This is a genomic window from Streptomyces sp. CA-142005, assembly GCF_050942335.1.
In the GTDB taxonomy this organism is placed as follows: Bacteria; Actinomycetota; Actinomycetes; order Streptomycetales; family Streptomycetaceae; genus Streptomyces.
This window is the reverse complement of sequence record NZ_CP192078.1, coordinates 9948828-9972132: the sequence shown is the minus strand read 5'-3', so window position 1 is coordinate 9972132 and position 23305 is coordinate 9948828. Positions and strand designations below refer to the sequence as shown.

Sequence of the window (23305 nt, the reverse complement as noted above, 5' to 3'; positions counted from 1 at the left end):
GCCCGACCACGACCCTCACCACGGACTTCGTGTCCCCATCGTGACCATGGTCGGGGGTTCATGGTCGGTGGTCGGGTCGGGGCCGCCGGGTTTTCTCAAGGTCAGCAACATCCGCAATTGACCTGGGAGTTTGACCATGTCTCCTGGCAAGCCGGCCTCACAGACCGAGGCCGCTGCTCCGATGGCAGCCGGCGCCCGGCTGGAGGCGATGCGCCGCCGCGTACGCTTCTCACGCCTGGCGGTCTGGACCGCCCTCGCGGCCGGCCCCGTCGCCCTGTGCGTCGCCGTCGCCTCCACCCCGACCACGGTCCAGGCGGCCACGGCAACCAAACCGGCCGCCGTGCGCACCTCGGCGGCCGCCGACCCGGCCGGCTGTGCGCAGCTGTTCCTCAGCGCGTGGCTGCGCAGCAGCGCCGACGACGCGACCAGTGCACAGGCGCGGCTTGCGCAGTCGATGGCCCCGGACGTCGAACTGCCCAGCCCGGCAGCGGGTGCGCAGTCGAAGCCGGAGTCCGTGACCGCGGTGCGCACTGCGCACCGTGCGGACGGCGCGTGGTCGGTGACGGTGGCTGCGCAGTACGCCGACGGCCGGTTGCGCTACTACACGGTGCCGGTGGTCGCCGACCGGGCGGGCGCCTCGTTCACGGTGACCGGTGCGCCCGGCGTGGTGGCCGGCCCGGCCCGGGCCGAGGCGGCGAAGTCGCCGTACCGAGTGAGCGTCCCCGACGGTGATCTGTCCTTGGCCGTCGGGGAGTTCCTCGCCGCCTACCTGACCGGTACCGGCGAGGTGAGCCGCTACCTCGCGCCCGGCGTGAGCCTGGCACCAATCTCCCCCGCCCCGTACACGGCGGTCCTGGTCCAGCAGGTGTCGGCCGTCGAACAGGCAGCGGCCGCCGAACACGTCCCTGCCGACGGCACGAGGGCGCGTGTCCTGGCCCGGGTGGAGGCCCGGGATGCCGGCGGCCGGTGGCCGCTCGCCTACGAACTCGTCCTCAAGGCCCGCTCGGGTCGGTGGGAAGTCGCAGGCCTTCAGCCCGGCACGGCCCAGGAGGGGGGCGTGCGATGAACACGGTGCACAGCCTGGTGCTCGCCGGGCAGTTGGACGACCTCGGCAACAGCTGGATCACCATGTTCAAGAACTGGGCGACCAAGGGCCTCCAAGCCGGACTCCTCGTCCTTGTCGTCACCATCATGATCCAGAAGTTCAGCCTCAAGGCGGGCATCGGCGCCCTGCTGCTGATGGTGATCGCGCTCGGCTTGTACAACTCTCGCGACAGTCTGGCGCACATGTTCGAGGACGAGGTGAAGAACCCGTCCAAGGGCGCACCCGCCCACCCCGGCATCGTCCAATCCGAACTCCCGCCCTCCCGCGACCACACGCCGACCATAGGAGGCCGGCTGTGACCCCGGCCGTAGCGCGGGTGGGCCGCTTCTACACCGCCGCCCGCCGCCACCCGTGGGTGCTGGGCAAAGTCGCCGACTGGAAGATCCCCCTCGGCCCCTACACCCCCGCGCAGATCGCTCTCGCGGTCGGTGGCGGCTTCCTCCTGGTCAAGACCGTCAGCTGGTGGTCGTGGATGGGGCCGGTCCCCATGGTCGCGTGGGTTGTGGCGATCTGGGTGGTGCGCCGGCCGAAGATCGCCGGCCGTGCGCCGGTGCAGGCCGCGTGGGGCTGGGTGCTGCTGGGCTGGCAGCCGAGGGGCGGGCGGATCGGCGGTCGGGCCGCCCGCGACCGCGCTGCCCGGTGGCTGCTGGGCGGCTTCACCATCGAGCGCTTGCCCGCGCCGGGCCCCGCTGCGAAGGCCACACCCTCCTGTGCGGCTGGGCAGGGTGCCCCTCGGGCGCCGCTGGCGCGGCCGGCCGCCGGCCGCTCGTCCGCGCCCCGCCGCCCACGGTCGGCTGCACCCGCGGTGGCGGCGGGGCCGGTGTCGGGTGTGCAGCAGCTGCTCGCGCTCGCCCAACAGGGGGGTGCGCGGTGAGAGTTCCGATCCGTCACATCGCCGGGCACCTGGTGTGGTCGACGCACGGTGGCGTGTGGGCCGTCTACCGCCTGCACCCCGGCCCGGATGCGCACGGCCAGCGTGAGGAGAGTGTCCAGGGCGCGTACGTGCCTTCCGCGGTCCGCGACGAACAGCTCGCCAAGACCACACACGTGGTGCGCTCGATGTCCGGGGCACCCAGGTTGTTCGGTCTGTGCGCGCAGGTCGACCCGGGTGAGATCGCCCTGAAGATGATCGAGGGCATCGAGCCGGCCGAGCAGGCCCCCGGTGCGGGCCGGCACCCGTGGGTGGAGAACGTCGAGGCCACCCTGGAGCTGCTCGACGGCCAGGAGATGCACCGCCGCACCCTGTGGCTGGCCGTGCCCCTTAAGACCGAGACAGGCGGCCTGCAGGTGTCGGCGTCCCTCGGCGCGGCGTGGGCCGAGATCGCGCCGCTGCTGGGCATGCGCCCGGCGCCCGTGGCCCGGCGCGAGGTGAGCGCCTACCGCGAGCAGGCGTTGCGGGTTCAGGCCGCGCTCGCCGGCGGCATCGCCTTCCGCCCCGCCCGCCCGGCGGAGATCGTGTGGATGATCCAGCACGTCCTCCACCGCGGCCTGGCGGAACCGTTGCTGGCCGAGGCCGAGACCAGCGAGATGTACGGCGGGCAGATCCGTGACGGGGTGCTGCGCTCCCCCAGCTACGCCGATCTCGGCCAGGTCCGCCTGCAGGAAGGCGGCATCGACCCCGAACTCGACGACACGGGCGAGCTCAAGAACGCCGGCCGCATCACGCGTTCGGGGCGCACGGCCTGGTGGCGGCTGAGGACTGGCTCGCCGCTCGGGCGGCGCTGGCTGCAGGTCGAAACCGATGCCGGGATCGGGTATCAGGCACAGTTGGCGCTGGCCGAGTGCCCGCCCGCGGTCAGCCAGGACGCCGCGGATCTGTTCGCCCAGCTGGAGACGCTCGACTTCCCCGTCGACTACACCGTCGACCTCACGCTCGTGCCCGCGGAGAAGGCGCGGGATCAGGTGCGGCGCAAGAAGAACGAACTCATCGACCAGGCCGACCAGTACGACGCCCGCCCCACCGGCATGCCCGCCTCGCTGACCGAGGCCGCCCGCGATCTGGGCGAGCTGGATGCGCGTCTGTCCCGCACCAGCGTGGAGGTCGAGGTGCAGTCGGTGACGGTGCTGACGGTGTGGGGGCCGACCGCCGCCGTCTGCGACGCACGCGCCCGCGCCCTGGCCGCCCTGCTCGGCGGCGCCGACTACCGCGCGGTGCGCCCGGCCGGCCTGCAACAGGCCCTGTTCTCCCTGGGCCTGCCCGGCACGGTGCGGCCCGGCGTGGTGCGGGAGTTCACCCAGCACCAGATCAGCGAGGACTGGGCGCTTTCCGGCGCCTTCACCACTGCGGAGGTCGGCGACCCAAACGGCATGTTCCTCGGCATCGACCTGGACAGCGGCACCACCCGCCCCGTGATGATCAACGTGGCGGACGCCCCCAAGGTCGACGCGTCGGCGTCGATGGGGATCGTCGGGGATCTCGGCGCGGGCAAAAGCGTGCTGCAAAAGCTGATCGCGGAGGCGACATGGGCGCGGGGCGGCTGCGCGATCTGCATCGACCGCACCCCGGTCCGCGAGTGGGCCACCTTCGCCCGCACCGCGGCCCAAGGCCGCGTCCAGATCGTCGACGCCGCGCAGGCCGAGGTGTCCATCGACCCCCTGCGCATGTTCGACGGCCCCGAGGGCCGCCACTACGCCCTGTCCTACCTCACCCTGCAGCTCGGCATCGGCCCCATGAGCACCAGCGGCGAAATACTGCACCACGCCGTCGCGCAGGCCGCCGCCGGACCGCAGCCGTCCATGCACCGCGTCCTTGAGGTCCTGAAGGAGATGGCCACAAGCAAGGCGGGCAAGCGGCAGGACGCGGCCTCCACCCTCGCCGGGCTGATCCGTGTCGTCGCCACCAACCCGTTGGCGGCGATGGTGTTCGACCCGGCGCTGCCGCCGGTCAGGCTGGACGCCTCCAGCACCTGCGACATGATCGTGATCACCACGACCGGGCTGAAGCTGCCGCCAAAGGCCGCGTTCGACAAGCCCGAAGTGCTGCACCAGCAGCCGCTGGAAGCGCTGATCGGGCGTGCGGTGCTCTACCTGATCGCCGCGATCGCCCGGCAAACCGCGTTCGAGGACCCCGAGCGGTTCACCGCCGTCGTGCTGGACGAGCTGTACTGGCTGACCTCCTCCGCCGAGGGCACCGCCCTGGTCCACGAGATCCTCCACGACGGACGCAAGCACGGCGCCGGCCTGTTGGCCGGCAGCCACGACGCCGAAGAACTCGGCCCCGACCGCGGGCTGATGGCCTACCGCGCGCTCGCCCGCACCGCCGACCGCGAACGTGCTCGTCGCGGCCTGGAGTTCATCGGGCTCGACTCCACCAACGAAGAGCTGGTGAGGCTGGTGACGACCGGTCTGTCCCCGGTCGGGCACAAAGGCCGCGAGGGTGAGTTCCTGCTCACCTGCCCCCGGCAGAACACCGGCCGCGTCAAAGCCGTCATCCCCCGCCTCCCGCGGATCACCACCTCCATCACCACCACGCCGGGACACCGCGACCCTGCTGGTCAGGGCACTGGTCATCGCCCGAAGGAGCACCTCTGGTGACCTCTTTCTCCCCCGCCCGCTCCCGGCGCATCGCCGTGGCCGCGACCATCCTCACGGTAATCGCCGTCGCCGTCGCCGTGCTACTCCTGGTCCTGTCGATGAGCGTGCCGGAACCCCGCTGGCCGCACACCGGGCGGGCCTTCGCCACCGACGCCCACGCGCCACACCACGACCCGTGTGCCGTGATCGTGGGACGGGCCAAGGCGTACTGCAAGCGCGGCGCCACATACTCCGCCTCCACCGGGCACCGCAGCACCGCCGGAGCGGTGTTCAGGCTCGTGTCGGCCGGCGCGGGCCTGGCCGCCCTCGTGATCTGGCGACGCCGCAAGAGCGCCGGGCAAAGGCGGCATTGAGATGGTGCGTCCAGACCGCGGCACGCTCCGCTCGGCCGGCTTCGTCGTCCTGCTCACCGGCATCTTCCTCCTGGTGAACACCCAGGTCGTGTACGCGGCGGACAGCAACAGCGAGAGTGGCGACCTGCTCGCTCCGCTGAACATCACCTCCTCCGAGGGGGTGCCGATCAACTCCTACGAGCTGGACGCCTCAGGCGGCTCCATCGTCGCCTTCAAGTCCCAAGCCCTGGCGTTCGCCATGTCGGGGCTGTTCACGCTGATCCGGCTGCTGGTCGGGCTGGCCGGGTGGTCCATCGAGATGGCCTTGCGCTTCCCGCTGCTGAAGATCCTGACCCGTCCGGCCGAGCAGGTCGCCGACACCTACGACAGCGTGGTCGTCGACACGCTGGGGCTGAAGGGCCTGCTGCTGGCCTGGGCGTTCGTGTTCGCCGGTTTCATGATCGTGCGGGGTCGTGTCGGCCGCGGTCTGGGCGAGATCTTCCTGACGCTGCTCATCGCGGCGTTTGCCGCGTCGGCATTCGTCCGCCCCGACTACCTGCTCGCGGCAGACGGGCCGCTCGGCCAGGGCCAGCAGGTCGCCGCCAACGTCGCCCAGCAGAGCGTCAACTCCTACCACTGGGGCGGCAAGATCGCAGCCAAGGACCCCTGCGAGCAGATGAGCGGGAATGCCGAGCTCAAATGCCTGCAACAGGAAGACGAGGCACCGGTCACCGCCGAGGAGGTGGCCCGGCCTCTGCAGGACTCGATCACCAACGCGCTGATCGTCAAGCCGTACATGCTGCTGGAGTACGGGCGCATCCTCGACCCGTCCAAGCCCTCCGATGCCAAGGCCTACGCCGTCCACCTGAAATGGATCACCGGCTGGTACCAAGCCGACGCCGGCACGAGCAACTGCGACACGCTCGCGCCGCCCATGCGGGACACCTGCGAGCAGAGGAAGGACGCCAAGGACACCTGCAGTCTCATCCACGGGGCCGCCAAGAAGTACTGCGAACGCGACCAAGGCCTGCCCGACACGGACACCCTGCCGTCCCTGACCTCAGGCGACGACCTGCTGAACGCCTCCAACGCGATCGTCACCGACGAAGACCGGCAGTTCGCGGCCTTCCTCACCGACATGAAGAGAGCCGGGCCGGTCGGAAAATCCTGCGCCGCCTACGCGGAGAAACCGACCTGGTGGCGCCTCGGCGGTGCCGCCCTGCTGCTCATCGCGGTGCTGTTCATCTGCGGCATGCTGCTCTCCAGCGCCATCGTGCTGCTGGGCACCCAGGGCGTCTGCGTGGCGGCCGCGGCCGCGGGCGGCGTCACCTTCGTCGCCGGCATGCTGCCCGGCCCCGCACGCCAGAGCGTGTGGAAGTGGCTGTCCCTGTGGGGCATCGCGGTCCTGGCCGTGGTCGCCATCTGCGCGTTCATCCCGTTCTTCGGGATCGCCGTCGACGCCACCATCACCGACGGGCCCGACCTGATGGTGGAGCGGATCCTACTCATCGACGTCCTCGCCATCGCCGGCGCAGCCGGGCACCGCAGGCTGCTGGCGTCCCTCACCTCCTTCGGCCGGCGCATGGCCATGCGGATGCGCTACGCCAAGGTCGGCGGCACCCACATGCCCGGCGACACCTCCGAGCTCGGCGCCGCGCTCGCCATGAACTCCCCCGCCGCACTGGGCGGATACGGCGCAGGGTTACGCGCCCTCACCGGCCAAGGTGGCGGACGGTTCGGGATGCTCGGCACCCGGCAGCACCTGATGGGCGCGCTCACCTCCCTGTTCGACGGCGCGGGCATGCCGGTGGACACCGGCCGTGTCCTCGCCGACGCCACCGCCGAGGCCGGGCGCGGGCTGGCCCCGCTGACCGCGGCCGCGGCCATAGGCGCGCTGGGGGCACGGCTCGGCGCCCAGGGTGCGCACGGGCTGCTGATCGGACGCAGGCCGGACAAGGAGCAGTTGGCCAAGTGGCAAAAGCCCACCGCCGACGGGGACCCGAACGGGGGAGGTCCGTCGGACGGCGGGAACGGTGGTACAGGCGGCGGCGCAGGGCCGCGCCGGCCTTCAGGCCCGCCCGACCGGTACCGCAACGAGCAGGGACAAGTCGTCGACCGCACCACCGGCCAGGTCCTGCACGACCACAACAGCAACCGCATCCTGCTGTCCACCCGCGCCCACAACCGGCTCGTCCGCTTCCGCGGCTACCGCATCCTTAACCGCGGCGGCCGGGCCGCCTACGGGGCGACCGTCGGTCTACCCGCCCATGTCCGCCGGGCGCGGTCGGGCGGCTCGCGCTACTCCCAGGACGCCCGCCAGCAGGTGCGGGTATGGGGCAACACCATCCGCGAGGACGCCCGGGCCTGGTCGGACACGGGACGTCACGTGGCCGATGTCATGCGCGAGTACGGCGACGACAGCGGCGGACCCGGCCCGTTCGCCGGCCGCCGCCTACCGACCGCAGCCGCACCGTCCGCAGCCCCCCGCCCGGCTGCCCCTGCGAGCCCTGCGCCCTCCGGCCGTCCCCCGGGCGGTCCGACCCCTGCCCCCACACCGCCCCCTCGGCCCAGAGGCGGTCCTGCGGCCACTCCGCCCCCGGCACCGCTCCGACCCATCGACGGCCCTGCGCCGCGGCCTCGGCCCGCTCGCGGCGGGCCCGTTCTTCCCGGGGGCCGGAGCGCGCGCAACCCGGCGCGTGAGGAGGCGCGGGCCCGGATGCAGGAGCTGATGCGGCGCACCGCGCCCGAGGCCGAACGCCGGCACCGGGAGCAGGCCCGGCGGCGGAAGGCGGACGGTGAAGAGGAGTGAGGCCGCCGGGACGCCGCATCAGGCGGTGGGGATGCGTGGCGGCGCTGCTGATGTTCGCCGCCGTGTGCTGTGCCGCACCGGTCGGCAACGCCATCAGCGCATACCTCGCACTGAAGACAGGCGCGCAGGACGACGGAGGAATCGCCGAGGGCGGCAGCCCCGCAGACATCCCTCCCCGGATGATGACCGCCTACAACAAGGCCGTTAAGCAGGTCGGGACGTACGTGCCGACGTGTCAGGGCATGCGCTGGCCAATCCTCGCCGGGATCGCCAAGGTCGAATCCAACCACGCCATCGGCCACACCATCGCAACCAACGGCGACATCCGCCCGAAGATCTACGGAGTACTCCTCGACGGCTCCGGCCAAGGCGGCAACACCACCGCGGTCCCGGACAGCGACGGCGGCAAATGGGACGGCACCGCAACCGGTGAGCGGGCCGTCGGCCCCTTCCAGTTCCTGCCCTCCACGTGGAAGTCGATCGGCAAGGACGGCAACGGCGATCATGTCGTCGACCCGCACAACGCCGACGACGCCGCGCTGGGAGCGGCCGTCTACCTGTGCGGAGGCGGCCGCGACCTGACGCAGCGCTCGCAGCTGAGGGCCGCGATCTGGCAGTACAACCACTCCAACGAATACGTCGCCTATGTGACCGGCTGGATCGACCAGTACACGGTGGCCGCCCAAGACCCCGGCCTGAAGAACGTCTCCGGCAAGGCCCGCACCGTGCTCGAGGCGGCGCTCGCCCAACGGGGGGTGCCCTACTCCTGGGGCGGCGGCAACGCGAGCGGCCCGTCGTACGGGGTCTGCTGCTCGCCCAGCGGCAAGAGCGGCGCGAACATCAAGGGCTTCGACTGCTCGGGCCTGACAACGTACGCCTATGCCAGGGCCGGCATCCGGCTGCCGCGCACCGCGGCCGCGCAAGCAGGCCGCGGCCAGCGGATCCCCGCCAGCCTCGGCACCGGCGCCCTCAAGCCGGGCGACCTCGTCTTCTACGCCTACGCCCCCGGACGCGATTTAACGATCTACCACGTCGGGATCTACGTCGGCGGCGGCCGGATGATCAACGCCGCCCGCCCGGGCACCGCCGTCCGGCTGGACGCGGTAGGCGCCATGTCCGGCTTTGCGGGAGGAGCACGGCTGTGGTGACCACCACCCCACGCTCACCGCGTCTGCTGTTATTGAGCACCATCCTGCTCGCCGTCGCCGGCATCGCCCTGCTGGGCGTGCCGCAGGGTCAGCAGCCAGCGGCCCCGACGGCGTCCCCGGCCTCACGCACGAGTGCAGGTTCATCATCCTCGCCGTCTGCGGCTGCTGCGCCTGCCCAGCTGCCCCTCGGCAGGGGTGCATCCGCAGTGCCTGCCGCATCGGCGCCGTCGGCCCTCCAGCCCGCTCTGGCGCCGCACGGCGAGGGCGCGGCCGGCGATGAGGTGATCCAGCGGTCGCTTCAGGCGGCGTGGCCCGCCGACCTTCCCGCCACCGATGAACGAACGTTGTGCACCGACGGCCGCGCGCTGCTGCGCGCGGACGCCACCGGAATCGGCCGCACAAACTGGCCGGGCCTCTTCCCCGACTCACGCCAGGTGGCTCCGGCGTTCGCCACCGCTCGTTTTCGCATCCAGGCCGCGATCGCCCGCCGCGACCACAGCCCCAACAAGGCGGTGGTCCACCTGGTGTGGGCGGGCACAGACCGCGGCGGCACCTTCACCGACCTGCGCATCACCGACTGGCACTTCACCCGCACGATCAAGAAGGGAGCAGCGACGTGGATGCCGCAGCCCCGTACCTGACCAACCGAGCCGATCCGACGGCTCCCGGTCAGGTACTCGGCCCGATCAGCGGCCTGGTCAACGCCGCCGACTGGCTCTACGACCACTGGTATCTGCTCACCCTGGCCATCGCCGTGTGCTGGGGCGGGGGCGAGCTGCTCGTCCGCCGGCTCGCGGCCAACGCCTCGGCCCAGCGGATGGCCCTCGAGCTCGTCCCCACCCAGCACTTCGACCCCAGTCTGGAGGAGATCTTCCGCCGCGGTGTCCAACTCGCCCGCGCCTCCACGGCCATGCCCTGGTGGGCCCCCCGCCGGGCGAAGGCCGTGCAGATCCGGCTGCGCGCGGACGGCAGCACGCCGCTGCGCTACCGCATCGAGGGCCCAGCGGGCGGAGAACGGCTTTTGTCCATCACCCCGTTCGGGCCCGACGTCACCGTAGAGCGGGCCCGGCCGATCCTCGACAAGCCCCGCGACCACGTGGTGCGGGCGGAGTTCCTCCTACGCGGCAAACCCACCGAGCCCTTGCGTGAGGTGCCGCTCACCCCCGACCCGCTCCAGCCGCTCGTCGACGCCGTGGCCGACCTGCGCGCCGAGCTCGGCGACCTCGCCGAAATCCGGCTCGACATCCAGCGCGCTCCGAAGTGGGCCCTGCGGGCGCGCCGTCTGCAACTGATGGGCGCCGCACGCCGGTCCGAGCGCCGCGAGGCCCAGCGCTCCGCACGCTGGCTGCGCCAGGACGCCGGCGGCATCGAAGACTCGTGGGGCTGGCAGCTGCAGCAACTCCTCAGCGATCACCCCAGCCCGGGCTCCGGCCGCCGCCTGGTGATGCCGCCCGTTCCCCGGCGCGTCGAGCCGGCCGAAGCACTAGGCAAGCTCGCCGAGGACGACCACCTCATCCGCGTCCAGCTGCTGGCGATGTGCGCCTCCAACACCGCCGGCCGCGCCCAGGCACGGCTCGCCCAACTCCAGGCCGCCCTCGATGTCTTCGGCGGCCGCTCACGGTGGGCCATGCGCGGCTGGCGGCTGGGACCGTGGCGGATCGGCGCCGACCACTGGCCCACCCGGCTCGGCTTCGAACGCCGCTGGAACCTCGGCCACTGCCGGCCGCCCCGCTCGAACTGGGTGAGGCTGGAGGAGCTGACCGGCCTGCTCAAGCCGCCCACCACACACTGCCGTCTCCCGGTACTCGCCAGCGACCTGCCGACCTTCTCCCTCGGCAAGCCCGAGCTGCTGCTGCAGGGCATCTACCGAAGCCCGGACGGCCGGCAGCGGCTGGTCGCTACCTACGCCGAGGAAACCCTCTTCGAAGTCGGGGTCGGCAAGGCAGGCGGCGGCAAGACTGAGAGGGCCCTGGCCCAGGCGATCGGCTGGGCACACGCCGGCGGCGGGCTCGTCTTCGTCGACCCCCACCGCGACTCCTGGCCGCGCGCGCTGCCGTTCCTGGCCCACGAGACGCTGATGCCGCGGATCGCGCTGATCGACCTCGGCGGTCTCGGCCCCCACCCGCAAGTGAGCTCGTGGAATCCGCTCGGCATGCACCACGGGCAGGCCGCGCACGAGGTCGTCGAGGCCATCGCCGACGCCTACGCCTCCGCGCTGGCCTGGGACGACACAACCGCCCCGCGCGCGCTGACCATCCTCACCGCCGCACTCACCGTCCTGATCGCCGTCAACGAGGCCGCCTGCCAGGCCAGCCGGCCCCAGGACCAGGCCACCCTCTTCCACATCCGGGCACTGCTCACCGACACCGCCTTCCGCACAGCAGCGCTCACCGCGGTGGCGGACCGCCTGGATGAGGAGACCCGCGCATGGTGGCAGGCCGTGTTCCCCACCCTGCCGACCGACGCGTTCGCCGTGGTCCTCAACCCGATCACCCGACTCGCCGCCAACCCCCTCACCCGCGCCTTCCTCGGCCAGCCCGCCGGCGTATACAACATCCGCGCAGCCATGGACTCCCGCATGGTCGTGTGGGTATGCCCGGGCGGCAACGGACCCACCGACCGCCTCCTGACCGCGCTGCTCGCCCGGGATCTGCTACGGGCCGCACGCTCCAGACGCGACACCCCGCCAGAAAAACGGGTCCCGTTCCGCCCGTACTTCGACGAGCTGATAACTCTGACCGGCGCAGCCCCGGAGACCATCGCCGCGATGTTCGAGGACCTACGCAAATACAAGTGCCACATCCACGGCATGACCCAACTGCTGTCCCGCCTCCCCACACCGGTGCGGCAGTCCCTACTGCAAAACGCCTCCACCCTCGCCACCACCGCCGGATCGAAGTCCGCGATCGCACCGGTCACCGCCGAATGGGGCGATGACCCCAGCCCCGACCGCATCGCCACCATGGAACGCTTCGAGCACTACATCTCCATGAACGTCCACGGCCGCCGCATCGGACCCATCCAGCTACGCGGGCCCCATCTCGACGACGTCTTCACCACCCTGGCCCGCACCCAGCAGGCCGGTGCACTGCACAGGGCCGCCCTCGCGAACGCCCAGGCACTCCCGCTGAAGAAGCTCACCGAACGCGCCGCCGGACAGCTCGGCCGCGTCGCCGCCTTCCTCGCCGAACACTCCCCCGCCGACTCAACCGTCCACCTGCAGAAGGAGAAAGAGTTCGGATGACCACCGCCCAGCCCAAAGAACATGCGGCGGCCAGCTTCACGCCACGCCCCACCGAATCCCTCGCACATCAGCTCCTGGCGCACTCGCCCAGCACCGCCTGGCCTCCACCCATCAACTGCGCCTCCTGCTGCGGCCCACCGCTCCCGCCAGTCGGTCTCCCAGCGCCTGAACCATCTGCTCGGCGAGCACCTGGTCGCCTTCGTCGTGTGGCCCCAGTCCCATCGCACCCGCATCTGGTACCTCACGCCCAAGGGCGCCCGACGCACCAGGGACCGGCCCGCGCTCCGCGACCGCCCCCCGTATCCGATCACCTCGGCGACGGCCGCCTCATTGAAGACCCCGCACACCCTCACCGTCCTACGCACCCACCTGGCGTTCGTCGCTGACGCCCGCAGGCCAGGCGACGAACACGACCACCTGGACTGGACACCCGAGGTGTCCCACGAGTAATCGTCAAGACCTGCGGATGGGGGGATGCTGCCCCACGTTGCGCCGCGGCCGCACCGAGGGGGAGCTTCGTCACTCCACTCACCGTGACCGCCTCAGGAGAAGTCTGCTGCGGTGATGCCGTCGGGATGTCCGGACGGCCACTCCACCAACTCGATCCGGTAACCATCCGGGTCCGTGAGCCACGATGTCTTCGGGCCGTGAGGGCCGCCCGGATACTGGACAGGGCCCGGTTCCAGGCCAGCTTCGGTCAGTGTCTCCAGGGTGGTGGCCAGCGTTTCCACCTGGATCGCGAGGTGGTCGAAGCCGCTGCCCACGTCGACCGGTCCGTCGCCGGGGCGGTGGACCAGTTCGAGCGAGGCCGTTGGTTCCTCGGGGAACTTGAGGATCACGAGACGGCTCCCGTCGCCACCCTCGACCCTGCCCAGTTCGGCGTAGCCCAAGGCAGTGTAGAAATCGAGCGAGCGGTCCAGGTCGGTGACGCGGTAGGAGACGAATAGCGTCTTCACCGTGCCACCTCGGGTCGGCGCACCCGGTAGCGGAGATGCGTGACGTCTCGATCCTCGAGCCGTCGGACGAGGTCGAGTTCGATGTGATCGCCACCCAGGTGGTCGAACAGCCGTCGACCGTCCCCGAGGAGGACCGGAACCAGGTGGATCTCCATCTCGTCCACTTGCCCTGCTCGGAGGAGCGCTTGGGCTGCCCCCGCCCCATGGACCATGACCGGCCGGTCCCCTGCGGCTGCGCGAGCCTGACGGGCGCAGTCCTCGCTCCTGCCCCGGCCGATCGTCCGGGCCGGCGATATAGCCGTCGAGCGACATGGACATGTACAGCCGAATCGGATTGGTCATCCTGGCCTCCATCTCTCCTCCATGACACCGGGATCCGGCGTTTCCTGATCTGCCGACGGGGCTGGCTTGTCCCAGGGAAGACTTCAGGCGACCGGCAAACTCATCGGCCCGACGCGTCGGCCTACTGCCGGGCTGAGAGGGCAGGAGTCATGACCCGTGGATCAGCTGCGGTCGTTCAGGCCGCGTGGCTCGCGGAGCTTCGACGAGGTGGCCGCGTTCGAAGCGGGCTGCGGCACGGGCCAGGGCGACGAGGTGTGGTGCGTTCACGGCCCGCCACCGCTGCTGGGCGGACTCGACGAGCTTGAACACCATGGCCAGGGCGGCGGCCGCGCTGCCGGCGCCCCGGGTGACCTTCGTCCGCAGCCGGACGGTGGCGAAGGTCGACTCAATCGGATTCGTGGTCCGCAGATGAATCCAGTGCTCGGCGGGGAAGTCGTAGAACGCCAGCAGCTCGTCGACGTCGTCGGTGATCTTCTTGACGGCCTTGGGGAACTTTGCGCCGTACGTCTTCTCGAACGCCGCGATCGCCTTCACGGCGTGCTCGCGGTTGAGTCGGCCTGGAGCGCGGTGCTGGCGTTGTCGCCAGTCCGTTTCTCCAGGCCGCTCTCCGAACCCGCCGTGCGCCTTGCAACGCAACGGGCTCTCCGCAAGTCCCGTGACCGGGCCTGATGTTCCGTTCATGCTGCTGTCGGCCATGGCGTCGGGATGACGGTCCCGCGGTAGCGGTAGCGCGTGGTGCGTACCTTTGCCGGGTCGAACAGCTCGCGCTCTTGGCCGCGTGGCCACCACCGTCCGCCGCAGTAGCGGCGGCGGAGGTTCTTCCAGGTGGTTTTGGGGTGCTTGCGTCGCAGCCATCCGATGACCCGTTCCCACGTGTAGTGGCCCAGGTACTGGAAGGCAGCGTGCGAGACCCCGGGGCGGAAGTACGCGCACCAGCCCCGCAGCAGCCGATTGAGCTGGAGCAACAGGGCGTCGAGCGGTTGGTTGGTGTCCCATTCCCGGCACCTCGCGCGGACCTTGTCCATCGCAGCCTTCACGGCTTTGCGCGACGGATAGGTGTAGACGTAGTGCCGGTTGGTTCCCCGTTTCCGGTGGCGCTGGATGTGCCATCCGAGGAAATCGAGGCCGTTGTCGATGTGGGTGATCAGCGTCTTCTCCTCCGACAGGCGTAGGCCCATCGGGGCCAGCACCTCAGCAACCTCGCCGCGCATCTGTTCGGCGTGTTCCCGGGTGCCGGAGACCAGCACGAGGAAGTCGTCCGCGTACCGCACAAGGCGGTAGTTGGCCATCCCGTGCCGCCGCCGCTTGCTCGGCGGCAGGGTCGCCGAGGAGAGCCGCTTGCGCTCACCGGTCGCCTCGTCGACGCGCTTGTCGTTCACCCGAGGCGCCTTCACCTCAACCGCCCCGGCCGCGGTGGTGACCGATCGCGGCTGGTGGTAGCCGTTGCGGTCAACCGGACGGCGCTCGCGATCGTCACGCTGATCGACCAACTCGGCTATATACGCGTTGACTTCAGCCTCCAGAGCTGCAGCCAGCATCCGTCTCGCACCCTCACGGACGATGTCGTCGATCAAGGAGCCGACCTCGGTCGATCCATCGGCATTCACTACGCTCAGCACGGTCGTGCCTTCCCGGCCGACGGTGCAACGTCGGCCCACTCGATGACCAGAAGTCGATCACTCGGGAAGGTACGCGCTTCGCGTCTACCCGAGGCCGATCCACAAGTCATGAGCATTGCTCTAGGCAAGCGCGGTGTCGGAAGCGACCCTGTCGGACAGCGGCCGCTGCTCATCGACGTGGTGCAGCACCACACAGAGACAAGCCGCCGCGGGCGGTGCAGGGTTCCTACCAGAGATTGATCCGTCCTAGCTACTCGCCCAGGCTTTGGAGTGGAAGCTGAACCGCGCCACGAGCGGGATCCACGGATGGAAGCTCTTGGCCGCGGTCGCCATACTCGTCCTGAGCGCGATCCGATCCAGTACGGCAACGATGTTCGAGCAAGTGACACTTGTAATGCCAGTGTTGTCGCTCTCGGCAACGGCTCTCAATACGTCGCGTATGTCCGCATCTTCGGCTGCCCTCGCGAGAGCGATGAATATCTGCTGGGACGCGGCTGGTGACCCGACAAGCACCGCCAGAAGTATTTGGAGTGCTCGGTGCTCCGTGGCGACGAATGTGTCGAGATCCCCGGCCGGGATACTGATCCTGATCAGTCGGTACAGGTTGACCAGCTTCTTGGCAGCGCGGGGGGTCGGCAGCAGTGCCCCGAGGAGGGCCATGAAGTCGCTCTCGGCATCGTGGAGTTGAAGTGTGTCGGGACGCAGATCCCGCAGCTCCGGAACCGCCACCGGAGGCCGTTGCACATCGGACAGCAGCGAGCCAGTATCTGCATCGGACGGGGGCGAATTCTCGGCATCAGCGCCAGGCTCCGCTGGCGCTCCGCCTTCCGCCAGGTCGGAAGAACCGGCGTCACCGACCTCTCTAGCAGGCTGTGCTGCATCAACACCTCTTCCGGTCGGCGCGAGCAGCCCACGAAGATAACGCGCGGTGGCCTCCTCACCGGATCGGGCAATGGTGAACGGTACCTGGAAGATCTTGTCGAGATAATCCAGCGGACCTGCGTTGGAGCCGTCAGTAGTCACCTCGCCCAACGTTGGCGCCGGGCCAAAGAAGTCCTGATGGTGCACCTGCAGTGCTCTGATGAGCCACTCCGGATCCACCGCCACCACCACGACGAAGAGCTCAAGCGCAAGCATCAGGTGAACGGCCGCGAGTACTTCCACCACACGCTGCGGGGCGCACCGGTCCAGATCGTCGATGTAGAGGATGACGCGCTGCAGCGGTGGCGGCGTACGAGATCCCGGTTCGGTGCGCTCCAGCCATTCCTGATGCGCCAGTGCCAGGTCGCTCTCCAGTTGTTCCAGGTCACGTCGCACCTGGCTTAGCAGGCTGCGATACGGCTCGTAGGGAGATGGCTCCTCGGAGCGGCGGCGAAGAAACTCCGACAGCCGTACAGCGGCGTCGATCCGGGCGAGCCGGTCAGCCGTCACCGCCACCCGCTCATTGGCTTCCTTCAGATCCTGTCCGAGTCGCTCACCGGACGCCGTCGCGATCTTCCGCAAGGACGCATGCAAGGACCGCACCCGTTGTAGAGCCGGCTGCACCGCGACGCCGCACCCCAGTGCCAAGGGAACGGCGCCGGCGATCCACGAACCCGCCAATGCCCACACGACGAGCGCGGTGCCGAGCACCGCGATCCAGATCAACAGCACACGGCGGTTCGACCAAGCGGAACGGGTTACCGTACCAACTTCGGTCCACAGCAGCCGAGGACCGCGCAGCGGATTACCTACGACCGTCGCACGGCCGGCCGGAGCGGCTTCTTCGTCGGCTTCCACGACTGTCTGAAGGCGCTGGACGTCGGACCTGGCCTGGTCCATCTGGCGCAGCAGTCGATCGCGGCGCCGACGAACCTCCTCCACCGGAACCGCTGGAGACTGTTCTTCTGCCGGCTCCGTCGCGAGTTCCCGGAAGAGGTGGTCGACCAGCCCGGTCCACAGGTGGTCTTCGGCGTAGTGCCAGGCGTTGAACCGCACCTGCCGCACATTGGCCACGAAAGCCGACTGCAACTCTTCCTGTCGACGTACGCGTTCGGTCAGGGCGGCCACATGCGCGCGCATCTGTTCCATGGTGCTGGATTTCCCGGCACCCCATTCCCCAAGAAGCGCGATCGCTAGGGGAGGCGTGGTCGTCAGCGCGGTCGCAAGCATGGCGAGCATCTCCACCTCGCCCTCACGCCCAAGCAGGTCGACCTTGCTTGGGCGGTCGCTGCCCAGACCGGCAAGCGCACGAGGCCGCGGAGCCGTGTGGGTACTGACGTCGTTACTCCACCGTCCAGTTGCCCCCGTGCCTTCAACGAATCCCGCACCACGGTCCAAGTGGTAGGCGTCGTGTCGTTCCCACAGCTCGCGGAAGAGTGATGCGGCCTGCTCGTCCTCACTGTCTCGCAAAGCGGTCAGTGGAACGGCGAGCCCGCCTTGCCCATTGTTGCTGCGGGACTTCAGAACAGCACAGACACCGGCCGCAACTGGATCCACCAAAGGGCCTCCGGAGAGCCCGGGAGGTATCACGTCGCCACCGATGCGCAGCGCGTCACCGAATCCGCCCTGATACGTAAGGGTTGTTGTCAACAGGGTCAGGGCCCCTGTGGCGGCCGTGAATCCGAATCCCCACGCCGTGTCGCCCGGCTCGAGAGGACGATCAGAGAGCCGCACACATGCATGATCAACCGGCTCTCTTAGACGGACGACTGCCAAGTCGGGCAGCGGCCACCCGGAGCCCGTCGCATTTCCAGGACTGGCCCACTCCGCCACCGAGTCGGCACGGACGTCGCCAAACGCCAATTGGACGTGACCGTCTGCTTCAGAGGCAACGACATGACTACACGTGATCGCCAGGCCAGGCGCTACGAAGAACGCGCTCCCGAGGAATCGCGCTGGATCGTCCGGCGCTTCGTCGCCCGACCCGGGACGCTCGACTGGCGCTATGGCCGACCTGACCAGCCTGTCCAGATCGGCTCTACCACGCTCTGCCACGTTTGCCTTCCCCCAACGCCTTTGAAAAAGATGTCCTCTTAGCTCACGGTGGCAAGCATGTCCGCCATGGAGTCGTAGCTTGTGCGTACCCCCTCGTGGTTGCCGAGGCGGTGCCGCTCCAGGCGGATGGCGCGTAGGTGACGAGCTTCGTAGATTTGCTGGCGCCAGTAAGCGCTCTGACTCGTCCCAGCGCTTTACCCTGACCAGCCCAGACGGGCACGTCCGTCATGCGACCAAGGCGCCGGTGCGGTCCGCGAACTCGCGCAGACCTTCGATGCGGGTCGGCCCGTACAGCAGACCAGCGGTCAGGGCCCGCAGGGCGGGCCGCCTCACCTCCTGCGGCGCCTCCTGCTCGACCCTGCGCAGCGCAGCGAACGTCTGTTTGCTGTCGCCGAGTGCGTTCCACATCCGGGCGACGTCGGTCCACGCCCGCGCCCGCCGCTCCGCTGTCGGCATCCGGTCCACATTCAGCCGGGCGGCGACCTCGACCGCTTTGTCCGGAGTCCCGAGTGCGTTCAGCACGCTGATCCGGTAGGCGTCGACCTGCGTACGGGTGGCCTCCACTGTGAACAGGCCCGGCACCGCCGGATGCCTGCTCGTCTCCTGCTCGGCTTCCTCCAGCAGTGACAGGGCCGTTGTCCGGTCCCGGCTGGTCGCCGCCGAGTACGCACCGGTCAGCAGCAGCGTCGTACGGACGGCACCGGTGTGGTCACGGGAAGCGTCCAGGTCCGCGGCCTCCTTGGTCAGCAGGTGCACTGCGGCCGTGGACCGGCCCGAGCGGCGCATGGCGATCGCCAGCTGCCGGGACGCCTCCCCGACAGCCACAGGGATGCCGCTGCAGCGCGCGGCCGCCAGCGCCCGGTCGGCCGCCGCCCACGCCGCGTCGGAGTGCTGCTTGGTGGCGAGTTCGGCTGCCAGCACGTACGAGCGGGCCAGTGCCATGTCCGCCTTCTCACGGGCCCGCCCCGACGAGGCGTCCCTCGTCGCGGTCGCCGATGCAATCAGGCCGGGCAGCACCTGCCTGAGACGCGTGTACTGGGTGGCGCAGTAGTCCTGCCGGGCGGCAGCGATCTGCCCCACGAGCCGGGGCAGCGGCATTGGCTCCGCCTGCGGCAACCGGAAGAGCGCCACATCGAGATCGACCGGAGCGGCGGCAGCCGGCTTGGCGCCGAAGGCGGCCGTCGCCCCCGCTGCCACCACTCCCGTCAGCAGGTTCCTACGGCGCACCTCATCCTCCTCAACCGACGGACAACCTCCGGCCACCGTAGCGATATTGGTCACGCGGGGTGTGGCAGACGCACGCAGTTGCTCGCGTGTGATCCGCAGGAAAGCGGAGAACCTCAACAAGGTCGGATAGTCGATGCCCATCTGCCCGCTCTCGATGCGGGACACGGCCGACGCCGAGTAGCCGCAGGCCTTGCCGACCTCGGTCTGCGTGAGCCGCAGGGCGCAGCGCGCTCCGCGTAAACCGAGCACGATGCCGGGATCCGCCGGGAGTTCGTGGACGGTCGAGGTACGCGTCAACTGGCCCGAAGACCGACCGCCAGCGTCAGTTCAAGGACCCGGTGTGGCGATGCGAGATCCGGAAACAGGTTCCGCAGCTGCGTCATCCGGTACCGGACGGTCTGGGGATGGACGAACAACGCCGCCGCCACCTCATCCCGCCTGCCCTGGTGCAGCAGCCACGCCCGCAACGTCTCCTCCAGCCGCCGGGCGGTCGCCACAGGCAGGGCCCGCAACGGTGCGAGGGCTCGGGCACGCAGGTCTGCGAACGCGTCCACGTCGGCGCTCAGCACCAGCTCGGGCAGGTGGTCCTCGGTGTCGCGGATATCGGAGGAGAGGGAGCGCGCGCGTACGGCTCGTGCGTACGAGGCGGACGCACGAGTCCATGGCCGGGCCGGGCCGACCACGGCGGTGCGGTCGGTCAGCTGCCGCAAGAGATGTGATCGGTCGGCATCGGGGACGAGCAGCACACCGGTGGCGTCCGGCAGATCGTCGAGGACGAGGGTGCTCGGGTCGAGCGTGCGGTAGGCAGGCCGGGCCTGGGCGGCGGGCAGCAGGACCGCGGTCAGCGAAACGGGAGGCTGCCACCCGGCCCGTTGAGCAGAGGCCAGCAGCACGTCCGGGCTCGCGCCGGCGAGGAGGTCGCGGGCCAGGTGTTCCAGGTGGCGCTCGTGGGCCCGGCCCCGGGCGGCTAGTTCGTCGGCGTGGCCCGCGGCGCTCGCGGCGGAGAGCTCGTCGATGTAGGCGAAGGTCAGCTCGGCGAACTTGGCGACCTCGGCGGCGGGCAGACCTGCGTGTACGGCACCCGCTGCCAGGCAACGCCAGGCCACGCGGGCGCCGACGCGGTAGGCGCTGAGCAGAGCGTCCATCGAACGGCCGTCGCGGACCTCGCCGCGGCCCAGCTCGTAGGCTGCGTCACCAGCGTCGCCGCCTGTATCGTTCCCGCTCGCGAGGTCCAGGTAGTGCCCCAGGGCGGTGCGGACGGCTCGGCGGATGGTGGCGCCCATGTGGCCCGAAAGGGCGTTGGCGTAGGGAGGGACCTCGTCAATGATCGCCTGGACGACCTCGTCGGCGGTGGTCTTCAGCGCGGCCCGAAGTGCGGTGACCGTCGTCTCGTCCAGGGCCAGTTCGCTGGCCCTCTGGATTGCATGGCTCACGTTTTGTTCCCCGCGAACAATTCAGCCGACGAGATTCACATCCTGCGGTCAGGACTTTACGCCTTGAGGCGCAGCAAGCTGGAGTCATGACGAGTGCAGCCCTCCGCAGCAGGGCGTGGAAACTGCTGGAAATGGTCACGACGCCGCTGCTGCCGTCGGACTACCTCGACCTGGTCAGCCCGCTCCGTGCGGGTGCTGACCTGCGTGGGCGCATCGAGGCCGTGCACCCTGAGACGGGTGACGCCGCGACTATCGTGATCAGGCCGGGACGGGGCTGGCGCGGCCACACAGCCGGTCAGTACGTGCGGATCGGGGTCGACGTCGACGGCGTACGCCTGTGGCGTGCCTACTCCATCACCTCGCCGACGAACCGTCAGGACGGCCGCGTCACGATCACTGTGAAGGCGATCCCGGACGGCAAGGTCAGCAACCACCTGGTCCGCAGGGCGAAACCGGGCACGCTGATCCAGCTCGACCAGGCGACCGGTGACTTCGTGCTGCCGCAGGCCAAGCCAGCCAAGGTGCTCTATCTGACGGCCGGCAGCGGCATCACGCCCGTGATGGGCATGCTGCGCGACATCGAGTTCGACGACGTCGTCATGGTCCACTGCGCGCCACGGCCGCAAGACGTGATCTTCCGCAACGAACTGCACGACCTGGTCGCGGGCAGGAAGCTGCGGCTCACCGAGGTGCACACCGACACAGACGGCATGCTCGACATCGCCCGTCTCGACGAAGTCGTGCCTGACTGGGCCGAGCGCGAGACCTGGGCTTGCGGGCCTGCGGGCCTGCTCGACGCCGCCGAAGAGCACTGGAGCGGGCACGGCGTCCAAGAGCGCCTGCACACGGAACGCTTCCGCCCCGGCATCGTCGTCGCCGGCGACGGCGGCGAGGTCACGTTCAGCGCCACCGGCAAGACCGTCGACGCGGACGGCGCCACGCCGTTGCTGGACATCGGCGAGGAGGCCGGCGTGCTCATGCCCTCCGGGTGCCGCATGGGCATCTGCTTCGGCTGCGTCACGCCGCTCAAGGCGGGCGCCGTCCGCGACCTGCGCACCGGCGAGATCACCGAGGCCGAGCCGGGCGTCCTCATCCAGACCTGCGTGTCCGCCGCGGCGGGCCCCTGCGACATCGACCGGTAGGAGCACCTTGACCGCCATCGACCCCACCGCCCACCTGACCGCGGAGCAGATCGAGGAGCTTGGCCGCGAGCTGGACGCGATCCGTGACGAGGTGATCGCCGGCCGCGGCGAGAAGGACGCCGCCTACATCCGTAGGGTCATCTCGGCGCAGCGCAAGCTCGAACTGGTCAGCAGGGGCGTGCTGCTGTTCTCGGTCTTCCCGCCCGCGTGGCTGCTCGGCACCGCCGGTCTGTCCGTGGCGAAGATCATGGACAACATGGAGATCGGCCACAACGTCCTGCACGGCCAGTGGGACTGGATGCGGGACCCGAAGATCCACTCCACGACCTGGGAGTGGGATCACGTCTCGCCGTCCGACCAGTGGAAGCACTCGCACAACGAGCTGCACCACACGTACACCAACGTGATCGGCAAGGACAACGACCTCGGCTACGGCATCATGCGCGTCGACGAGGACCAGAAGTGGCACCCGTTCCACCTCGGCCAGCCGCTGTGGAACTTCATCAACGCCTGCTTCTTCGAGTACGGCATCGCAGCGTACGACCTGGAGCTCGGCAAGAACCTGCACAAGCGCCGCCGCAAGAACCCGGAGTTCCGCGCGCGGGCCAAGGCCGTGGGCCGCAAGATCCGCAAGCAGGTGCTGAAGGACTACGTGATCCACCCGCTGCTGTCGGGCCCGTCGTTCCTCACCACGCTCGCCGCCACGTTCACCGCGAACCTGGTCCGCAACATCTGGTCCCACTCGGTGATCATGTGCGGACACTTCCCCGAGGGCGTACAGGTCTTCGAGCGCCGGTCGATCGAGGACGAGACGCGCGGCCAGTGGTACCTGCGCCAGATGATGGGCTCGGCGAACATCAGCGGCAGCAGGGCCATGCACTTCATGACCGGCAACCTGTCGCACCAGATCGAGCACCACCTGTTCCCGGACCTGCCGAGCAACCGGTACGCCGAGGTCGCGGTGAAGGTGCGCGCGCTGTTCGAGAAATACGAGCTGGAGTACGTCACCGGACCGCTGCCCAAACAGGTGCTCTCCGCGTGGCGCAAGGTCTTCCGGCTCTCGCTGCCGAACAAGAAGCCCGAGGTCAAGACGCCGGACCGTGAGCAGGAGCTCGTCGCCGCCTGATTGTTACAAGCGCCTGGCTCACAAACCCGAGGCCAGGCGCCCTTGTCCGCAGGCTCCAGAATCGCCACACACTCCACGTGACGCGTACTTGAAGGCGTTGGTGGCCAGCTCGCTGACGGCCAGCTGCACGGTGCCCATCGCGCGGTCGGAGACCAGGATGCCGTGTACTGCCTGTACGTCGGTCAGGAAGCGGCGGGCCGCGCTGCGGGCCTCGGCGATCGGTTCGCTGCCCTCGAAGGCGAGGGCCGACAGTATCGGGCGGCGGGCCGCCGGCTGGTCCTCGATCCTGAGCAACCCGGGTTAAGACACACG

17 protein-coding genes and 5 pseudogenes are annotated in these 23305 nt (G+C 69.8%); 12 read left to right on the top strand and 10 right to left on the bottom strand.

Annotated features, from left to right (window positions below):
* Positions 1-136 precede the first annotated feature (136 nt).
* The 10 genes from ACQPXS_RS46290 to ACQPXS_RS46245 are packed head-to-tail and all read left to right on the top strand — an operon-like array spanning position 137 to position 12622.
* A complete protein-coding gene (locus tag ACQPXS_RS46290; RefSeq protein WP_433455558.1) occupies positions 137-1066 on the top strand; it encodes a conjugal transfer protein in 930 nt (309 codons plus the stop codon).
* Entirely contained in the window at positions 1063-1404 is a 342-nt protein-coding gene (locus tag ACQPXS_RS46285) for a hypothetical protein (protein ID WP_433446128.1), read from the top strand. Before ACQPXS_RS46290 ends, ACQPXS_RS46285 begins: the two co-directional genes overlap by 4 nt.
* A complete protein-coding gene (locus ACQPXS_RS46280) occupies positions 1401-1979 on the top strand; it encodes a hypothetical protein (protein WP_433455556.1) in 579 nt (192 codons plus the stop codon). Before ACQPXS_RS46285 ends, ACQPXS_RS46280 begins: the two co-directional genes overlap by 4 nt.
* On the top strand, positions 1976-4639 hold the full coding sequence (locus ACQPXS_RS46275) for an ATP-binding protein (RefSeq protein WP_433455554.1): 2664 nt from the start codon (positions 1976-1978) through the stop codon (positions 4637-4639). Before ACQPXS_RS46280 ends, ACQPXS_RS46275 begins: the two co-directional genes overlap by 4 nt.
* Positions 4636-4992 (top strand): hypothetical protein, encoded by a 357-nt coding sequence (locus ACQPXS_RS46270; RefSeq protein WP_433455552.1) that lies wholly within the window; start codon positions 4636-4638, stop codon positions 4990-4992. The genes ACQPXS_RS46275 and ACQPXS_RS46270 overlap by 4 nt, the downstream gene beginning before the upstream one ends.
* 1 nt (position 4993) lies before the next feature.
* Positions 4994-7780, top strand: coding sequence for a hypothetical protein (locus ACQPXS_RS46265; protein WP_433455550.1), 2787 nt, complete (start codon positions 4994-4996; stop codon positions 7778-7780).
* Positions 7781-7815: 35 nt separating this feature from the next.
* A complete protein-coding gene (locus ACQPXS_RS46260; RefSeq protein WP_433455548.1) occupies positions 7816-8928 on the top strand; it encodes a C40 family peptidase in 1113 nt (370 codons plus the stop codon).
* The gene (locus tag ACQPXS_RS46255) at positions 8925-9569 is read left to right on the top strand and encodes a hypothetical protein (protein ID WP_433456253.1); all 645 of its coding nucleotides are present in this window, start codon (positions 8925-8927) and stop codon (positions 9567-9569) included. The genes ACQPXS_RS46260 and ACQPXS_RS46255 overlap by 4 nt, the downstream gene beginning before the upstream one ends.
* The gene (locus tag ACQPXS_RS46250; protein ID WP_433455546.1) at positions 9545-12172 is read left to right on the top strand and encodes an ATP/GTP-binding protein; all 2628 of its coding nucleotides are present in this window, start codon (positions 9545-9547) and stop codon (positions 12170-12172) included. The genes ACQPXS_RS46255 and ACQPXS_RS46250 overlap by 25 nt, the downstream gene beginning before the upstream one ends.
* A gap of 21 nt (positions 12173-12193) precedes the next feature.
* On the top strand, positions 12194-12622 hold the full coding sequence (locus ACQPXS_RS46245) for a replication-relaxation family protein (RefSeq protein ID WP_433455544.1): 429 nt from the start codon (positions 12194-12196) through the stop codon (positions 12620-12622).
* A gap of 92 nt (positions 12623-12714) precedes the next feature.
* Here the strand turns inward: ACQPXS_RS46245 and ACQPXS_RS46240 are convergent, their stop codons facing one another.
* The 9 genes and pseudogenes from ACQPXS_RS46240 to ACQPXS_RS46200 all read right to left on the bottom strand — a co-directional run bounded on the left by ACQPXS_RS46240 (position 12715) and on the right by ACQPXS_RS46200 (position 20725).
* Positions 12715-13128 (bottom strand): VOC family protein, encoded by a 414-nt coding sequence (locus ACQPXS_RS46240; protein ID WP_433455542.1) that lies wholly within the window; start codon positions 13126-13128, stop codon positions 12715-12717.
* Positions 13125-13470, bottom strand: a pseudogene (locus tag ACQPXS_RS46235) (dihydrofolate reductase family protein). Before ACQPXS_RS46235 ends, ACQPXS_RS46240 begins: the two are co-directional and overlap by 4 nt.
* 147 nt (positions 13471-13617) lie before the next feature.
* Positions 13618-14013 (bottom strand): annotated as a pseudogene (locus ACQPXS_RS46230) (transposase); the annotation flags it as partial.
* 134 nt (positions 14014-14147) lie between these two features.
* Positions 14148-14444 (bottom strand): annotated as a pseudogene (locus tag ACQPXS_RS46225) (group II intron maturase-specific domain-containing protein); the annotation flags it as partial.
* Between the two features lie 186 nt (positions 14445-14630).
* Positions 14631-15089, bottom strand: a pseudogene (locus tag ACQPXS_RS46220) (transposase); the annotation flags it as partial.
* 246 nt (positions 15090-15335) lie between these two features.
* Positions 15336-18065, bottom strand: a complete 2730-nt coding sequence (locus ACQPXS_RS46215) for a P-loop NTPase fold protein (protein WP_433455540.1) — start codon at positions 18063-18065, stop codon at positions 15336-15338.
* Positions 18066-18290: 225 nt separating this feature from the next.
* The gene (locus ACQPXS_RS46210) at positions 18291-19292 is read right to left on the bottom strand and encodes an XRE family transcriptional regulator (RefSeq protein ID WP_433456251.1); all 1002 of its coding nucleotides are present in this window, start codon (positions 19290-19292) and stop codon (positions 18291-18293) included.
* 84 nt (positions 19293-19376) lie between these two features.
* Positions 19377-19541, bottom strand: a pseudogene (locus ACQPXS_RS46205) (helix-turn-helix domain-containing protein); the annotation flags it as partial.
* Positions 19542-19585: 44 nt separating this feature from the next.
* The gene (locus tag ACQPXS_RS46200; protein ID WP_433455538.1) at positions 19586-20725 is read right to left on the bottom strand and encodes a PucR family transcriptional regulator; all 1140 of its coding nucleotides are present in this window, start codon (positions 20723-20725) and stop codon (positions 19586-19588) included.
* 86 nt (positions 20726-20811) lie between these two features.
* On the opposite strand from ACQPXS_RS46200, the gene ACQPXS_RS46195 reads away from it, so the two are divergent.
* Both ACQPXS_RS46195 and ACQPXS_RS46190 read left to right on the top strand, forming a co-directional pair.
* Complete coding sequence (locus tag ACQPXS_RS46195; protein WP_433455536.1) at positions 20812-21867, top strand: ferredoxin reductase; 1056 nt, start codon at positions 20812-20814, stop codon at positions 21865-21867.
* A 7-nt stretch (positions 21868-21874) separates the two neighbouring features.
* Positions 21875-22993: a fatty acid desaturase family protein gene (locus tag ACQPXS_RS46190; protein WP_433455534.1), complete on the top strand. Its 1119-nt coding sequence runs from the start codon at positions 21875-21877 to the stop codon at positions 22991-22993.
* A gap of 18 nt (positions 22994-23011) precedes the next feature.
* Here ACQPXS_RS46190 and ACQPXS_RS46185 read toward each other — a convergent pair whose 3' ends face one another.
* Positions 23012-23287 carry a hypothetical protein gene (locus ACQPXS_RS46185; protein WP_433455532.1) on the bottom strand — a complete coding sequence of 92 codons (276 nt, stop codon included), beginning with the start codon at positions 23285-23287 and terminating at the stop codon, positions 23012-23014.
* Positions 23288-23305 lie beyond the last annotated feature (18 nt).